This is a genomic window from Oligoflexia bacterium (assembly GCA_035326705.1).
In the GTDB taxonomy this organism is placed as follows: domain Bacteria; phylum Bdellovibrionota_G; class JALEGL01; order JALEGL01; family JALEGL01; genus JALEGL01.
This window is the reverse complement of the sequence record DAOLES010000001.1, coordinates 306,876-323,550: the sequence shown is the minus strand read 5'-3', so window position 1 is coordinate 323,550 and position 16,675 is coordinate 306,876. Positions and strand designations below refer to the sequence as shown.

Annotated in this window: 11 protein-coding genes; 1 reads left to right on the top strand and 10 read right to left on the bottom strand. The window is 36.3% G+C overall.

What is annotated here, in order from left to right; translation table 11 throughout:
- Nucleotide 1 precedes the first annotated feature (1 nt).
- From PKC21_01465 to PKC21_01425, 9 genes are all read right to left on the bottom strand, one after another.
- Nucleotides 2-3,235 carry a hypothetical protein gene (locus PKC21_01465; protein ID HMR23999.1) on the bottom strand — a complete coding sequence of 1,078 codons (3,234 nt, stop codon included), beginning with the start codon at nt 3,233-3,235 and terminating at the stop codon, nt 2-4.
- Nucleotides 3,226-4,698: a hypothetical protein gene (locus PKC21_01460; GenBank protein ID HMR23998.1), complete on the bottom strand. Its 1,473-nt coding sequence runs from the start codon at nt 4,696-4,698 to the stop codon at nt 3,226-3,228. The genes PKC21_01465 and PKC21_01460 overlap by 10 nt, the downstream gene beginning before the upstream one ends.
- On the bottom strand, nt 4,699-5,337 hold the full coding sequence (locus PKC21_01455) for an outer membrane beta-barrel domain-containing protein (protein ID HMR23997.1): 639 nt from the start codon (nt 5,335-5,337) through the stop codon (nt 4,699-4,701). It lies immediately after the preceding gene.
- A gap of 86 nt (nt 5,338-5,423) precedes the next feature.
- A complete protein-coding gene (locus PKC21_01450; GenBank protein HMR23996.1) occupies nt 5,424-5,870 on the bottom strand; it encodes a hypothetical protein in 447 nt (148 codons plus the stop codon).
- A 43-nt stretch (nt 5,871-5,913) separates the two neighbouring features.
- Nucleotides 5,914-7,026, bottom strand: a complete 1,113-nt coding sequence (locus tag PKC21_01445; protein ID HMR23995.1) for a hypothetical protein — start codon at nt 7,024-7,026, stop codon at nt 5,914-5,916.
- Nucleotides 7,027-7,043: 17 nt separating this feature from the next.
- Nucleotides 7,044-8,636, bottom strand: a complete 1,593-nt coding sequence (locus PKC21_01440) for a hypothetical protein (protein HMR23994.1) — start codon at nt 8,634-8,636, stop codon at nt 7,044-7,046.
- A gap of 5 nt (nt 8,637-8,641) precedes the next feature.
- Nucleotides 8,642-9,202 carry a hypothetical protein gene (locus tag PKC21_01435; protein ID HMR23993.1) on the bottom strand — a complete coding sequence of 187 codons (561 nt, stop codon included), beginning with the start codon at nt 9,200-9,202 and terminating at the stop codon, nt 8,642-8,644.
- Nucleotides 9,199-10,389 carry a hypothetical protein gene (locus tag PKC21_01430; protein HMR23992.1) on the bottom strand — a complete coding sequence of 397 codons (1,191 nt, stop codon included), beginning with the start codon at nt 10,387-10,389 and terminating at the stop codon, nt 9,199-9,201. The genes PKC21_01435 and PKC21_01430 overlap by 4 nt, the downstream gene beginning before the upstream one ends.
- A gap of 155 nt (nt 10,390-10,544) precedes the next feature.
- Nucleotides 10,545-11,705, bottom strand: a complete 1,161-nt coding sequence (locus PKC21_01425) for an SH3 domain-containing protein (GenBank protein HMR23991.1) — start codon at nt 11,703-11,705, stop codon at nt 10,545-10,547.
- A gap of 244 nt (nt 11,706-11,949) precedes the next feature.
- Between PKC21_01425 and PKC21_01420 the strand changes: the two genes are divergently transcribed.
- Complete coding sequence (locus PKC21_01420; protein ID HMR23990.1) at nt 11,950-13,164, top strand: crosslink repair DNA glycosylase YcaQ family protein; 1,215 nt, start codon at nt 11,950-11,952, stop codon at nt 13,162-13,164.
- On the opposite strand, the gene metH is transcribed toward PKC21_01420, so the two are convergent.
- Entirely contained in the window at nt 13,161-16,601 is a 3,441-nt protein-coding gene (gene metH / locus PKC21_01415) for a methionine synthase (GenBank protein ID HMR23989.1), read from the bottom strand. The two genes, PKC21_01420 and metH, sit on opposite strands and share 4 nt — an antisense overlap.
- Between the last annotated feature and the right edge of the window lie 74 nt (nt 16,602-16,675).

The window sequence follows — 16,675 nt, the reverse complement described above, 5'->3', positions numbered from 1 at the left end:
CTTAGCGACTGCAGGATGCATAGCTGTATTTTCTGCAGAGTGTTCTAACATGGGAGGCAGCTGAACGGTTGCTGGCATCATATCTTAAAGCTTGGCGGTAGTTTTTATAAGCTTCGTCATCGCGGTTTAAGTTTTCTAAAGTTTTTCCCAGCAAGTCATAGGTTGTAGAGTTGTTGGCATCTATTTCTTTGGCTCTGGATAAGGTTAAAAGTGAAGAATAGTTCCAGCGATTATCCAAATACATTTTTGCATTTTTGTGTAAAGTTTGAATGTCTTTTGGATTTTTCATCAAGGTTTTAACATTGTTTTGTAACTGACCTTTGAAATTGCGCATAGAGCTGCGCAATTGCTGACCTTGCCTTGGGAGCAGTTGTTTTTTGGAGCATTCTAAAGCCTCATGGGTGAACAATTTAATTTGTTCTGCTTTTTTATGGCAAGCTTGATAGAGTCCCAAAGCACTTTGTTGTACTTCATTAATTTTATTACGCATGATGGTTCTGTATTGTGCTTTTTGAGCAGCTGTTAAGCCACCAGGAATCTTGGTTTGACTGAGAAACTTTGAAAAATCTTTATACAAATGACCTGACTGTGCCAAAGCAGCAATAGAGGCCGTGCTTTCTCCAGATTGAGCAATTTGCGTGTATTTTTGTGATAAGAGTTCCAAGAGTTGTGTTTTTTGTGCAATCAACTGTTCTTCTGAGCCGCCACTATTCATGGTAATTGCATTGTATTTTTTAAAAATGGGTTGGGTTTCTAAAAGCGTAATTTGTGATAAAACAAAAGCTCTGTCACTGCCTGCATTGGCAATGTATTGCTTGGCTCTTTTTGCATACGCAAAACCGGAACTAAATTGTTTACGCTTAAAAGAGCTTTTTGCTAGGTAATAATAAGCCTTGGAACTGTTTTTTTGCACTTGTAGCCAACGTTTGGCTTGTTTTTCTAAAAATGACCACTTTTCATATTCATCAAATGTTTCAGCGGCTGTTTGCATGATGCTAATTTGTTGGTCACGACTCTTGGCTAAGTTGAGTGCCAGATTAAAGTTTTCATAAGCCTTAAGATGATTATTTAAAGCAGATCTGATCTTTGCCGAATTTAACAATAGATCAACGGAAGCTTCTTTACCTTTAAAATTACTGGCATAAATTTCAGATGCTTTGGCTCCAAGATCAAACAAGCCAACATTAAACATGGTTTGACTCATGTTAGGTAAAATATCTTCTAAGTATTTTGATTTTGGGTAATCCTGCATCAGCATTTCAGCAGCAGCCATCATTTGATCCGGTTGATTGGTTTTTTTAGCGGATACGTAAGCATTATAAACCGCTTTTTCACCGGCTTCTGTTCCTTTGTATTTTGCGGATAACTTAAAAAAGCCGGCCGCTAGATCTTGATTGCTACCACCAGGGTTAGAAGCGTAGCGTTCTTCCAAACGCTTAAACTCAGCTCTAGATACCATATCTCTGATTTCTGCAACAATCCGCCCATTAAAACGACGGCTTTGAATCAGTTGATTTCCAGCCTTAACCATCCCATCTTTATCATCCTTTAAATGATAAGATTCTAAAATTAAAGTGATAGCGTCAACGGTTTTAGATGTGTTTGGATATTGAAAAACAAACTTCCAGAAGTAATCAATGGTTTGATCCCAGTCATTTTGGTCAAAATAAACTTTACCCATGGCATATCGAATATCAAGGGCTTTTTTGGATCTGGGATTAAGTCTGAGATAGGCTTCACTTGATCTTAAAAAGCCAGATCTAGCTTGCACCAACTCTAACTTACTTAAGTCATCTTTCATTTTTAAAGCTTCCAAATATGAAACAACCGATGAATGGTAAAGGTCCGCTTGTTCACGCGGCCTGCGCGCTTGTTTAGCTAACTCTCTGTACTCTTCTGCAGCTTTTAGGTATTGTTTAGCTTCATATAAGGATTCAGCAGAGTTGTATTTCATTTTTAAGGCGTTGGGGTGTCTACCAAAAGCCATTAAATAATATTTATAAGTGTTGGCCGCTTTAAGAGTGATGTCAGGGTCGTTCTCTTTTCTAGCATAAGCATGCAATCGTGTGGCGGCATCACGTAAATATTTTTCTAAATTCTTGGCCACTTCAAGGCGGTCACTTTTTTCTTGGCGCCAAGAGTAAAAATATCGTCTTAAGGTATCTACTAAAATTTTTGCATCTTCATCAATAGGACCGGTATAACCATACTGTCTTAAGTTTCCAAAAAGACGTTGAATATAATCAATCTTGGTTTCTAAATCGTAGCTGCGTCTAATCAGTTCTCTATAAATAGGAATGGCTTTTTTGTTTTGTTTTTGAATATAATAACGGTTGGCCAATTTATCTAAAACAGTGATGTATGTATGGTTTGAGTCAGATAATTCTTTATACCAAGCAATGGTGGTCTCAGGTAAATCTTTTTTACGCACTTTTGTATAACATAAAACACTGTCAACCAAAGCTTCTCTTTGAATATTTCCAGTGGCAGATATTTTTTTAAGTTCTGCATCTTCTTCTTTGGCATTGCGCGCAACTGTTTCAAAAAGTTTTAAAGCCTTATCACAGTTTTCTTGATTCACTTCACTCCAGGCCAGTTTGTAGCGAGCAACATTATGCATGGGACCTTCTGGCATATCCAGTATTTGAATGTAATAGTCGGTTGCAGTAGCAAAATCACGTTCATCAAAAGCTTTATTACCCAAAATAATCAAAGCATCATCTTTAAATTCACTGTTAGGATGTTGAGAAACAAGCTTTTTATATTGTTCCATGGCAGCGTCGGTAGCATCAATTTGCTGCATTTCTTGCGCCATAAAAAACATAATTTTATCAATATTGAAATTGTTTGGAAACTCATCAATAATTTTTTGATATACGCCAATAGCCAATTCTTTTTCAGCCATTGATTGCTCAACGTCTTTGAAAGATTTAATGCTATCGGGTGATTTTTCTCTAGCAATAAAATAGTGATAGCGTGATTTCTCAATATGCAATTCAGCTTCTTGCATCAATAAGTCAGGCCTATTGGTGTTTTCATCCAAGGTCTTTAAACGATTTTTCACCGCCTCAATTGCACTATCAACTTTTTTTAAGTTATCGTTAAGCTCTTTGATAAATGTTTTTGAATCTTTTTTTTCTGGAAACTCAAAGGCAGCGACACGGGAGTTAATAGATAAAGAAAGTAATGAAACTAGGATAATGGTTTTTACACTATGGTATAAATTTATTCGCATAAACTCTCCATCTTAACCAAATATAGGTCTAACTCATCAATCCAAAATTCCCGATCAAACTTCCAATGGAGAGGATCAGCATTGATCACATTGAGTTTTTTATGTTCAACGGGTTTTTTGGTATCAGAAAATTGCCCGCGCTTAAACTCGTCCATTCTTGTTTCATATTCTAGAATGTTCATTTGTTCATTAAAATGAATAATTTCTGACGATACATCTTTTAAAGCTTCTTCTTGTACAGTTAATACTTCAGCTTTTAGTTCTTTTTCTTTTAAAGAATAAATCATAGATAAATGAGTCATCAAGCCATACTCTTGCCACTGTTTATCTTTAATCGCAACCAAGCGTTCTTTTTCAAAGCCAATAAGTTTTTGATGATTCCAGATGTTTTGAATCAAGGGGTGATATTTTGCAGCATCTGAAAGGGCATTGATTTTACTTAATGAGTCACCGTCTTTTATTTTTTCAATGGTTTTTGAGTATTGTTTTCTGTACAGGTCAATAATTTTTCTAGCATCGCTGTAGCGACATAGATTGCGCAGAACCATGCCGTAGAGTAAATATTTTTCAGGTTGGCTGATATCGTCAAAGTGGGGTGCGCGCAATGCGTGCAGTGAGCCTAAAGATTTTTGATAGTCATAAAGCCAAAAATGATTCCAGGCTTTTTCTAAAAAAACATCGCTTTGAGTTAAAATATTACTGTCTATTTCATTGTAAAACTTAAGACTGTTTTCATATTCTTGTTGTTCAAACAAAAGTCTTGCTAAGGTTTTTCTTATTAAGTTTTTTAAACGGGTTTGTTCTGGAACTTTTTCTAACAATACAACCAATTGATCTATACTTTCTTGAGCAATTTTTTCTTCTTCTGATTCAGATAAACCACGAATAATTTTAGTGTATTCAACTTTTTGATAGGGGAGGCCGCCTTCTTTGAGATAGTTAAATTTATCGTCACCCCATTGGGTATCATCTTTGATATAGTCGTCTTTACCTTGAAAAAACTTAATTTGTTCATCCAAAGCTTCTGAAAATTCTGCAAACTCACTGCTTGCTAACAGCTCTTGCTCAATTAAATGTGCATCATATGGCAGTTTTTCAATCAAATTAAAAATAGATTTTAGGCTCTCACCAATAAACTCTTTGTTTGCCCCATGCCGAATAACTTCAACATAATACTCTAGCGCAACGGTATAGAGCTTTAACTTTTCTAAAGATTTTGCAAAAATAAACTCTGCACCAACATAGTTTTCAGCCGTATTTTGATTGTTTTGAATGAAAAGCCAAGCGTAAGCGCTTGATTTTAAATAGTTTTTCTTTTTAAAATATTTTCTAGCATTAAGGTAATCTCCTTGTGGCGTAGGAGACTTGCTGACTTTTTTACTGCAGCCATTGATAAAACATAAGCCCATAGATAAAAAGAAAATTAAAAACAAATGATACAACTTTACTTGTATAAATTTCATTTATTTTTTTTGTCCATTTCCACCGCGATTAAAACTTAGACCTATAATAATACTGGGCTCATTTTTTGGGTTCAACTCATCAAAGATAAAGTAGTTGCGAAGCTCAGTTTTAATTGAAAGCTTTTGATTCAAATACAGTCTTAGGCCAATCCCAAGGTCAGCTGTGGGTTTAAAGCCACTATCAAGCTTAAAAAATCCACCGCCTAAAACGGTATAGCTTTCACCGTACATGATCTTTTTATTAAAAAACAACATCTTACGATAAACCGGTTTAAAAACGATATTACTGGTGATAACATAATTTTTTGAGTCTCTATCCGTTGCTTCCAGACCAAATAGCAATTGTAAATCATTTTGCAAGCCAGTATTTTGACTGGAGATCCATGTAAATTGTGGAAGTTCTATGGCAAAAGCATCATTAAAGTGGTAGGTATATGAGAAGTTGGCGCCATAACCTTTTTCAAATGCATCTATAGGCAAATAAGCAGCACTGAAAAAGAACTCATTTTTCATATGATATTTTCTGTTTTGCAAAGCATAGGTTTCCGGGTCAAGAAAACTTTGTGCAATAGAATTTTGAACGCAAAAAACACAAGCCAATAAAAATAAGCAACCAAATTGAAGTTTAATTTTTTCCATTGATATCACTATTTTATAACACTTTTATTAAAATGCACACCTTTGAGTAGAACTTGGGCAAGTTTTATCATGAGTCAATTCAGACATTAATAGGGAGCTCCTGCTTGAATCCAAGCTAGAATAGTTTGGTAGGCACTATTGCTTGATCCACCAGAAAAAGCCTGAATATGCGGGGATTGACCAGCAGGATAGGTTACAAGTAGACTGCTGCTTGGAGAGCTAAGATCAATTCTTAAGCCTTGACCAGCGTTAATAAACAAGGACTCATAAATGGTAACCAAAGTTTCACCATTGCCTTCTTGTAAGATAAGCCCATTAACATCCAGAGGCGTATTGTTGTAATGACAGTTGGTGCATCTTTGTCCAACACTGGAATCGGAAAAAATTGGATAAATATGATCTTCAAAATTAAGGTTGGTTCCTTCATCAGGATAATTTTGAGGGTCTAGTTGACTAACTTCTACAACTGAGCAAAATTGTAAAAATGTTATGCACAATCCTAAGCTTATGTATTTTAAAAGTTTTTGTTGCATATTATTATAATACCTCATCTTTATCACCCCTTGTTGTTAAAAATTAAAATGATAGCTGATACTCCACAGAAGCTATGTGTTGTAAATACTCAAATGCACTGTTGCTGTAAGTTTCATTGGTTAGATCAAAGCTATTGTCATTGGTGTAATGTTTGTAATCTAATAAGTAGTTAAAACGAACTTTATGCTTTCTATTAAAAGTATAGTCGTAATAGACTTGACCAATTAGCCCAAGTTTTAACTGCGTATCTGCCAATATATTATTAGCACTCTTGTCTTTGTAATTACCCGCAAAAGCATACTGAATATTCATACCAAAAGGTCTATTGGCAATTTTTCTTTGCATAGAAAGTCCCAATGTAAGCTGTGAGCTAGAAAAACTGTTAAAAACATTTTGTGACGCTTGATTGATGTTTTGTATGTCATCACTGTTAAAACTTTGTATCTGATAACCTAAATTAAGGCCCCAGTTTAAAGTGTTAGAAGATTGATTGATATAATGAAGACTGGGGTGAATTTGAAACATGTTTTGGTTGAGAGTTTGTTTTAAAAAAGTATTTCCCGCGCTATCATTAAGGTTAGCATTGGGTTTAAAGAGATGATAGCTGCTATTGATCTGAAAAAAGTACTGTTTTGTTGCTTGAGGAGATTTGGATAACTTGTATTTTAATGAAAAGTCAACACCCGGACCACCAGTCCAATAACTGTAAAATGGAAAATTATCTTCTGAACGGATCAAATAGTTTATTGCAGAGTAGCTGGGGCCAACGGAAAAAAACAATACAGGAGGTTTTTGTGAATATCTTTTTTTATAAGGGTAGTTGTTTTTTCTTTTTTTAACCGGTTTATAGGGTGTTTTTTTGTTTTGTTTTTGTGATATTACTGGAGCAGCAGCTTTTTTTAAAGGGACAAAAGCCTGTTTAGCAATCCAACCTTCAATACTTCTATTGTTCCGCTTTGAAATAATTTTTACTTTATAAAATGCACCTGTAGAACCTTTAATGCTGGCTTTTTGGTTTCTATAGACACGATCAACTTTTTCTGAATTTTTATATGGATACCGATAAATATAGGTGTTGCGCTGTACTGTAGCAGCTAATAGCTTTGCGCAAAAGAGCAGGTTAAAAAAAATAATGATTGTGCTGGTTTTTTTCACAATAATAATTAAGCTATCTATACACGGACCATAATTGAACTGGCTAATTCACCTCCGGCTGCAACAATATCAACACCCAATAAATCTGCCAATGAATTACGTAATTGTGCCACTGTATTGCCTGAGCTCATAAAGTTTTGTGCAACTGGATCAAAGCCGAGGTAGTTGAAGTTGTTATCCATGCTTGCCAAAGAACCGTTTTTAAAGGCCGTAGGTGAAGCAACAACAATCATTTCTATGCCTTTTTGGTCAACATTGGCGGCGGTGCCACCACCAAAGCTATCTCCAGTTGTTGCATTGGGGTCATCTGCCAAATCTGGCCCTCTGTTGCAGTCATTGGTAATGGTTATGAGCATTCTATCTAATACTGAGTTTCCAGGCACATCCGGGTCATTGATTGATTCAGCATAGCTTAAGGTATCAAAAATAACCTGTGCCATATAATCAGCAAACATTTGGAAAAAGCGACCCGTTGCTACACCACCAGCTCTAACAGCAGTTCCACGGGTTGTTTGGCCAAAAGCAACATTGCCTTGCGTGCTATCAACAAAAATATGGGGGTCAAAGTTATCAATTTCAACATTGAGCCCCATACAAGCTTTATTGGCTGCCATGTTGGCGGCTAAGCGGCCAGCAACAAAAGGGTCAATGTTTCTTTCTGCCACACTGATGGTACCAAAACTTGGTTTTGTAATGCTATTACTGAGTGTTTGAGCTGCGGCAAGGTTTTGTTCTAGTAAAGTACGTTTATTCAGTCTTAACAGTGTTTCTATATTGCTAATGATATTATTAAAACTGCTATGATGTTTTTCTTCAATCAGTTTTAAAACAGAGCCTTTAAAACCTAGATTAATTGCACTAAGAGCATTAACAAAAGGTTCATTTAAAACAGTTCCTGCATCAGTAACAATATTAAGCTGTTCAAACTGCTTTAATAAAAGCTCCAAGGTTCTAACTTTTGTAGAAAAACCAGAAGAATAGGGGCCAGCGCCATTGATTTCCCAAACATCAGAAAAATCAAAAATACTATTGATATCTGCTACAATATCATTGCGTTGGTTGATGAAGGCTACTGGAAAAGTTGAGGACAAATTGCTTTGGCCAGTTTGCATAATAGATATGGTAGAACCAGAAAAAGCGTGACTGGTATTTCTATCACCAACCATATAAGACATATAATCGCTAAATTGATTGGCAACGCTACTCATCTCTGGTGAAAAAACACCTGGGGCATTGATAAGACTGCCCGGACTAACAATGGCATTGTTGGCCGCAAAGTGAGTGTCTCTATTAAGATCATTGCTTCCATAAGTGCCTGCATCAGAATTAAAAGTCATTAAAGCATCAAGTTTGCCAGCAATGGTAACTGAAATGTTGTACCAAAACATAACAGGTGTTGAGGCTCCCGTTTGAGCAAAAGCCAAGGAGCTGCCAAAAAGTTTTTTTGAAAAATCTTCCATAACTTCATAGCGAACCAAACTGGGTAAGCCCAGAGTACCTAAAAACATACCTACAGATTGAATGAATTTTCTTCTGCTTAGGTCATTCATTTTTTTGGGTGGATTATTGTTAATCCAATGCTTGATATTATTTTTGTCGTTTTTATTCATATTCTTTACCTCTTCAACCAAACTGTTGCTTGCAAAGCTAGGTTTAAGCAGACCATTTCTCTTCTTTGAACTGAGTTTAAAAGTCCTGGGTCAGCAAGCATGGTTGCAACACTATCAAGTTGTTCTTGCGTTATATCTAAACCTGTTAAAGCTTTCCAAAATACGCCTGGTTGGCTAGAGTTTGCTAAACCAATGGCTAAAAGGTCTGCCTCTGTACAAGCTTCATCAAACACAGTTAACAATGACCTAAAAATACCAGAAGAAAATTGAGTTGTGCTTTTAAACTCTGACTCTAAATTTTCTAAAATTGTTATGGTGTTTGAACCATCATTTAAATTAAACACTCTTTTGACTTTAGCCTTAAGTGCATCATAAGAAATCATCTCTAAATTGGTTTGATCAGAATCAAATGTTTGTAAGGGAGGAAGAGAAGGGTGATCAGCTGGAACTTCTTTAAGTTTTGGTTGCTGCAAACAAGCAGATAAATGAAAAATGCATGTAAACAAAAAGATTTTTAAAGTTATCTTGCTACCAGACAAAATAAAACCTGTGAGCATCTTTATCATGGTTGGTCTCCAATAAATGGTTCAATTGATGGACCAATAAAGCACCAGTCATATTTTAAACAGTCTCTTAAGGTATCGGTGATTGATCGGTTGTTTTCAATGTAAAGTTCAGTGAATCGACTTAAATACAATTGTTCAGAAGCAGTATTGGTAAAATGATACTCTTCAACAAACCCAGAGCCAGCCGATTCTTTATTGATGGATAAAGCCATGGCAGCAACGCGTCTGCTCCAACATTCATCTACAGTATCTCTTGCCTGACTTAACATCTCATTTACAAAACCTCTAAGCGATAATACAGGTTGCCGGCCTAGAAAAATATTATAGTATTGGTTTCGTTGATTGATAGGAACCGGTTGTCCGTTAACCAAAACGGGTTCAGTTTCTGAAAGTTTTCCCCACGTATTTTGGGGATCTAAATTAGGTTGATAGCCATCAGCGTTGTACTGACTAACAGCACCTTGTAACATTTCTAGATAGACATGACAGCCTTGACACGTGGGTTGCGCATGAAAAGCTTGATCTAGGCGTTCAAGTGACCAGTTATTAAAGTTGGGAATTTGATAAGGTGGGGGTTGGCAAGTTAAATATTGCATGTACGAACGAATCGCTGGTAAACTGGTTCCAGAGTTTTGTAAAAAGCGCACAAACTTCGGATCAGAAAAAATACCGGTTTGTTCACCATCAGGAGTAACTGTGAGTGAAGATGAGTCATAGTCCGCTTGATTGTAAGCAACAAGACTATCTAAGTTGTTCTGATCAACGCTGCCTTGAATAAGAAAAAGCTGGTCTGTGCTTAAGTTGTTGTTCACAATGTACATGGCAAGCTCAAGGCGTCTAACTTCTAGGAAGTCTGGTTCATTTTGGGCAACCAACAATAACTTTCTAAAATATTCACGTATTTTTTGTTCATAGCTGGGATGAGTAAAAATTTGTTCAACCATGGTTTCATACAAGTCTCTTGCTGATTGCGGGTTGTTTTGGCTTAGCAGTTGGCTGCTATCAATATTTAAATCAATGGGTGCAAAACCGTCAGTCATCCTTGAGCTTGCTGTTTCAAGGGCATGATACAACTGTTGTGGAGTCCATTCTACTTCTCTATCTTCATACAATGAAGCGTTATCAGGGTTGCTGGGGTCTTGAGCGATAACTAAAGCTTCGCGTTTGCAGGCAATAAAAGTTGTCATTAATAGCACCATAAAGAAAAAAAAGATTTTTTCTAACATGTTGAAAATAAAAGAATTTAATATAATTTTAGCATTCATCGCTACTTATATTGTAGGCAAAATACAGCAATAGAGCAAGTAATTAATATGTTTTATCAACGCGCTAAATAATTGTTTTAAAACCGTTTATTGTACATTACACCAATAAAATGGGTGTCAGTTTTAGCTGTAATATTGGTAAAACTTTGTTCCACTCTGCTTACGTTACCTATGAATGCACTTTCAATTCTGTGAAAACTGTAGCGTAGGGATAGACTGCCAAAATCAGCATTGTACATGACATCCAATTTTGGCATATAACCAATTGCTTGGGCGTCAACTTGACCGGAAGTGCCTTCTGGGTCCTCAGCATAGTTCTGCATTAAGACAGCATTGACTGCTAGGTTAACGGTTATTTCAGGGGACGCTTTATAACTTAAAGAGGGACCAACAACAATACCTGTAGCCGTATAGCTATTGTACAGTCCAAGCGGATCATTGTTGATATCAAAAATATCATCGCCCATGAAACTGAAATATCGATAACCTAAAAATAAACCGGCACTGCTTTGTGGATTAAGATCTTTTTCTACTTGTAAGCCGGGAACAACATGAAAGGCCATATTGTTTTGTGTGCGTTTACTAAAAACACTACCACTGCCATCTTGTAAGTTTGTTTTAGAAGAATAAAACGCAAAGTTACCATCAAATAACAGTTTTACTCGCATATCTGCGTTAGCGCTTTGCCAAGCGTTGTATTCTAAGTTAACCTGAGCGCTTGGCCCTAAAAACGAGTAGGCAAAAGCTTGAGTATCAGAGCTTACATTATAAGTGTAATAAGAGCCGCCTAAACCGGCTTGAACCAATATTTTTGAATCACTATTAGCTGAGGCAGATGGCCGTTTATAATTTGAAGGCCTGGAAGCTGGAGGTGGTGTTGTTCTTCTTGGCGGAGGAGAGTATCTTGGTGCAGTTGAAGGTCTACGCGGTGGAGCAGCATATCTTGGTTGAGCAGTGCTTGGACGTTGCTTTGATAAAGTTCCTTTGGCTACCCAACCACTTTTAACTTGTCCATTAGAAGATTTGTATGAAATCAAATACCAATTGCCTTGGGTTTTTCTGTAAGCTACTTTTGTCCCTTGTCTAAGAGCCGCAATATTTCTGGCTTGGCTGTTGGCAGCACTTTTTACATAAACTTTGGCCTGCTTAATGTAAACATAGGTAACTGCGTGAACAGATAATGAAAAAAGAAATATCAATGAGAAAAAAAGTTTGAACGCCGTAGATTGTTTTTTCATAGTACCACTTGATTATAGCAAAGTTCTGCACAGGCTAAAAACTTTAATTGATTTTCAAATATTAACACTTAGATGATTTAAGCAAAACAAGTGCCAAAGAAAGTTGTTCTAAGTTATTGTTTATAGGAATTGATAAGACTGTTATAGATAATACTGTATATTTTTTGCGTAAAAATTTGTTACATTATATGTTTTTAAAAATGTATTTTAAATGCTCTAGAACATTTTTGAGACTTCTCTATTGATGACAAAATCTAACTCTCAATACATATCTAAGGCTGAAGTTCGTAAACTCTTCTTAATAGAGCAGGGCTTTGGTTGCAATCAAACGAAGATAATAAAACATAATCATCTTAAAAATTTGATGTCCAAACTGCATGTCCTGCAACTGGATGCAATTCCTGTTGTAGCAAGAACACAATACTTACCTGCTTTTTCTCGTTTAGGCATTTATGATAGCCGTTTATTAGAAGAGATTGCTTATGAAATGGATCATTGGTTTGAATGCTGGGCGCATGAAGCTTCACTGGTACCAGTTGAGTATGAACCGCTATTTCGTTGGTCAAAAGAGCGAGTAAAACAGGGGTACACATGGAAATCACTCTACCGATTTGCAACAAATGAAAAAAAATACATTGAAAGTGTATATTTAGAATTAAAAGAAAGAGGAAGACTAAAAGCAAAAGATATTTTTGATCAACAAAAACTCCCAAAAAGCACTTGGGGGCATTATTCCTATGCATCTAGAGCCTTAGACTGGTTGTTTCGTATTGGACAAGTTGGGATTAGACGCGTTGGTAATTTTGAAAAAGAGTTTGATTGCATAGAAAATATTGTACCCAAAAAAATTCATCAACAAAAAACACCTACCATAGAACAAGCGATGAAACAGTTATTGCTTATTTCTGTACAAGCACTTGGTGTTGCAACAGAAGATGAGATTGTGGATTATTTTAGGTTGCCGCCTAAAATAGCTAAACCGTATTTAAAACAGCTGTATGAAGATAAAAAGTTAGAACGCTGGCAAGTTGAGTCATGGAGTAAGCCAGCTTTTTCTTTGCCAAAACTACCCGCTATTAAAAATATTTCAATGGATAATGTTACGGCACTTTTATCTCCTTTTGATCCAGTTGTTTGGCATAGACCAAGAACCGAGAGATTGTTTGATTTCTTTTACCGAATTGAAATTTATGTTCCTCAAGAAAAAAGAAAGTGGGGGTATTACGTGTTACCTTTTTTGATGGAAGGTGACTTGGTGGCCAGAGTTGATATTAAAGCTGATCGTACAACACATTCATTGCAAGTCTTGGCTGCTTATGCAGAAAAAGACGTGGATAAAAAGAAAGTAGCAAGCTCTCTTAGTCATGAGTTAAAAAAAATGTCACAATGGTTAAATTTAAAAACAATTCAATTGGGTAGAAAAGGTGACTTAATGAATAATTTGAGAAAAGAGTTTTAAACAGAAAAATATTTTGCTTGTGGATGATGAAACACCATGGCGCTAACACTGGCTTCTGGGTTCATCATGCAATCTTCGGTTAGTTCAATGTTAATGCGCTCAGGTTTAAGAAGTTTAAAAAGTTTTCTTTGATCTTCTAGATCTGGGCAAGCAGGATAGCCAAATGAATAACGTTTGCCTTGATATTTTGCCTGAAACATTTCTTTTAGACTGTAAGCTTTATGTTCAATATTCCAGTTTGTTCTAATGATGCAGTGAACATACTCAGCTAAAGCTTCTGCCATTTCTAAATTGAGGGCAAACAAGATGTGTGATTTTAAATATTCTCCTTCATCTTTCCAAATTAAGGCTTGTTCTCTAGCTTTGTTTTCTAAGCTGCAGATAAACATGGCACAGATATCATAAGGTTTTTCATTTTTAACATAATCAGACAGGCACAAATAATCAGCTTTGTCTTGTCTAGGAAATGTAAAAGTTTCTATCAGCTGCTCTTGCTTATTAAACAGCTCAATGCTGTTTTTATTTTTTAAACATAAAAAATCCTCAACAATATACTGAGGGTTAAACAAGTGATGTTCTTTTGCATAACAATAAACTTCTTCTACTTGTTGTTTGAGTTCAGTTGATTTTTTTAGCAAATCATTTTCACCCGCTCTTGATTTAAATATGGGAAACAACAAGTCTACTTGTGAGTTGGGTAAACCCAGATGACGACCATACAGCATTCTTGGATTAATAAAGTTTTTTACATGATCTAGCTGCTCAACCGTTTGCACGGTTCCATCATGGTATATTTTAGGTATGGTTTTAGCCGGAGGAACATTGCTTTTTCCTTCAACAGCATTTTTCTTGGATGTATTTAAACTTTGGGCATTCGCTTGGGTTATTGTTTTAACCGGTAAAGGAGTATTTTTATCTTGATTTAAAATTTTTTTACAAAGCGCTAAGCCAGTCATAGCATCTTTTGCATAATAAACATGACCTGAATAACATGGGGCAATTTTTGCAGTGGTAAAGTTTTTTGATAGAGCTGCACCACCAACCAAAAGTGGAATATTAATGTTCTCTCGCTGTAAATCAGCAGCTGTGATGGCCATTTGTTGGGCAGACTTAACCAATAAACCAGATAAGCCAATAATTGAAGGTTTGTGTTTTTTGTAGGCAGCAATTAACTCTTGTGAAGTGATTTTAATTCCCAAATTAATCACTTTATAACCATTGTTGGATAAAATAATATCTACCAAGTTTTTGCCAATATCATGAACATCACCTTTAACCGTAGCAAGCATAACGGTATCTTGACTGATACTGTCTGTTTTATCCATATATTGTTCAAGATGGTCAACCGCTGTTTTCATGACTTCAGCGCTTTGTAAGACTTCAGCCACAATCAGTTCATTGTTATTAAATAAACGTCCAACTTCATTCATTCCAGACATAAGCGGTCCGTTAATGATATCAAGCGCTTTTTGCGTTTTTAATTTTTCATCAAGTCGTTCTATCAATTGGTCTTTGCTGCCTTCAATAATGGCATAAGATAAGTGCTCATCTAAGCTTCGCTTAGATTGAGTGATTGTATTTGTAGAGGATTTTTTTTGTCTGTAAAAGCTTGCAAAGGCATCAATGTAACGTTGTTCACCGCTCCATAATAAATCTTCCGCTAATTTTTTTTCTTGGACAGATATGCTTGCATAACGCTGCAACATTTGAGTATTGACCAAAGCCAAGTCTAAACCAGCTTTACTGCAATGGTATAAAAAAACCGCATTTAACACTTCTCTACCCGCAGAAGGTAAGCCAAAAGATACATTGGATATTCCAAGAGCTGTTTTAGTATGGGGAAAACGTTTTTTAAGTTCAGTAATTGCACTAACTGTTGCTTTTGCAGAAGCTAAATAGTTTTCATCACCTGTAGCACAGGGAAAAACCAAGCTATCCCAATAGATATCATATGGACTGATATTATAATCTTGGGTTAAAATGCTATAAGATTTTTGTGCAATTTCTATTTTTCTTTCAAGGCTTATTCCCATGCCTTGCTTGGGATCATCGTCAATGGTTCCAACAATTAATGCGGCACCATATTTTTTTGCAAGGGGTACAACCATTTCAAAGCGTTCTAGACCGTCTTCTAAGTTGATTGAGTTGATAATAGCCTTACCTTGACTTTGTTTTAAAGCATATTCAATAACAGTGGCATCGGTTGAGTCAATCATCCATGGAGCTCTGAGGGTTTTATTGACATAGATCAAAAAGTTTTTCATATCAGATAGCTCATCTCTATCTGGGTTTGCTAAACAGATATCAATAATGTCAGCACCAGCTTTAACTTGCTGTCTTGGGATTTCTGCAGCTTGTTCAAAGTTTTCAGACTCAATAAGTTTTTTAAACTTTCTGCTCCCAATAATATTGCTGCGTTCTCCTACCAAAATAGGCAGTTGATCATCGGTGATTTCTAAAAAATTGATTCCTGACAAGTGGTGAATTGAATGGTTTGGCCGCTGTCTAGGTTGAGGCTGTTGATTGATAAGCTCTCTTAAGGCTTTGATATGCTTATAGTTGGTTCCACAGCAGCCACCAAGAACATTGATCCAGCCATTTTGGATAAAAAAGGCCAGCTTATCAGCCAATTGCTTTGGTTCAAGTGTGTATAAACCTTCTTCATCAGGTAAACCTGCGTTTGGTATGCATGCTAAAGGCACATGTGATAAAGCATGCAAAGAACGCAAATGATCGGTCATAAAGTCAGGCCCTGTTGCACAGTTTAAGCCTAGGTATAACAAAGGTAGGTGAGCAATGCTAGACCAGAAAGCTTCAATGCTTTGTCCTGCCAAGGTTGTGCCCATGGTTTCAATGGTTGCGCTGATAGCAATAGGGTGAGTAAGAGAAGGTTCATCTGTAAACAAATCCAGGGCGGCGGTAAACGCCGCTTTTAGGTTGCGCATGTCTTGTACTGTTTCAAATAAAAGATAGTCTACACCCCCCTCAATTAAAGCTTTGATTTGATCCCTATAATGTAGATTCAGCTCATCAAAAGTAATGCCACCGGTAACCGATAAAGATTTAGTACTAGGGCCCAATGAACCGGCAACAAATCTGGGTTGCTCAGATGTAGAAAAAGCCATGGCAGCTTTTTTGGCAATTTGTGCAGCATTAAAGTTGATATCATAAGCTTTTTGACCTAATGAAAACTCATCTAAAACAAAAGCAAGACCGCCAAAAGTATTGGTTTCAATAATATCTGCACCGGCAGCTAAGTAGTTTTCATGAATTTGGAGAATTTTATCAGGAGCGGTTAAATTAAGATGTTCATTGCAACCGTAATAGGATTCACCACCAAAGTCAGATGGGCTAAGATTTAAGTCCTGAATAGCGGTTCCTGTTGCGCCATCAAGCAGCAGAATGCGTTGTTGAAGAATGTGCTCTATGTTGCTCATGGGTGCTCTGGCAAATCTATCTAGTTTTTTATTATTGTCTATTCAAACCAAGCCTGTGCGCATTTTTTAATATA

Coding starts and splice junctions, on each gene's coding strand:
- PKC21_01465 (HMR23999.1), bottom strand. CDS start 3,235: ATGCGAATAAATTTATACCATAGTGTAAAAACCATTATCCTAGTTTCA.
- PKC21_01460 (HMR23998.1), bottom strand. CDS start 4,698: ATGAAATTTATACAAGTAAAGTTGTATCATTTGTTTTTAATTTTCTTT.
- PKC21_01455 (HMR23997.1), bottom strand. CDS start 5,337: ATGGAAAAAATTAAACTTCAATTTGGTTGCTTATTTTTATTGGCTTGT.
- PKC21_01450 (HMR23996.1), bottom strand. CDS start 5,870: ATGCAACAAAAACTTTTAAAATACATAAGCTTAGGATTGTGCATAACA.
- PKC21_01440 (HMR23994.1), bottom strand. CDS start 8,636: ATGAATAAAAACGACAAAAATAATATCAAGCATTGGATTAACAATAAT.
- PKC21_01435 (HMR23993.1), bottom strand. CDS start 9,202: ATGATAAAGATGCTCACAGGTTTTATTTTGTCTGGTAGCAAGATAACT.
- PKC21_01430 (HMR23992.1), bottom strand. CDS start 10,389: ATGACAACTTTTATTGCCTGCAAACGCGAAGCTTTAGTTATCGCTCAA.
- PKC21_01425 (HMR23991.1), bottom strand. CDS start 11,705: ATGAAAAAACAATCTACGGCGTTCAAACTTTTTTTCTCATTGATATTT.
- PKC21_01420 (HMR23990.1), top strand. CDS start 11,950: ATGACAAAATCTAACTCTCAATACATATCTAAGGCTGAAGTTCGTAAA.
- metH (HMR23989.1), bottom strand. CDS start 16,601: ATGAGCAACATAGAGCACATTCTTCAACAACGCATTCTGCTGCTTGAT.